This window comes from Hydrogenophaga intermedia (assembly GCF_023715105.1).
Classification (GTDB): Bacteria; Pseudomonadota; Gammaproteobacteria; order Burkholderiales; family Burkholderiaceae_C; genus Hydrogenophaga; species Hydrogenophaga intermedia_A.
Map to the genome: position 1 here is coordinate 1 of NZ_JAMBNO010000124.1, position 394 is coordinate 394.

The window sequence follows — 394 nt, forward strand, 5'->3', positions numbered from 1 at the left end:
TAGTAGTTGAGGACCTCGCCCTTGGTGGTGCCGGTCGAGGGGTACATCACCTTGCCCAGGTTGCTGATCCGCAGCGTCCGGCCGTCGACCTCGACGTGCAGCTCCTGCTCAGCCATCCACCGCTCCCAGATCGGCGGGCGTCAGGTCGGTGCGCACGCCTCGGAAGCTGGGCTGCCGCAGCCGCCTGGCCGGGGTCATCCCGAGCGCCGCGATGTCGACGACCACCTCGGGCCGAACCCAGTGGGTGCCGGCCGCGTCCACCTTGGGCACCGGGTCGGCGAACGGGGAGGCGTCGGCGAGCAGCGGCTCGAGCACGCCGAGCAGCCGCTGGCCCTCCTTGCCCGCGATGCCGCTGCCGACCCTGCCCCGGAAGACCAGACCCTGGTCCGTCGGC

Annotated in this window: 1 pseudogene; it reads right to left on the reverse strand. The window is 72.3% G+C overall.

What is annotated here, in order from left to right:
- Window positions 1-108 precede the first annotated feature (108 nt).
- Window positions 109-394, reverse strand: a pseudogene (locus M3149_RS22875) (hypothetical protein); the annotation flags it as partial.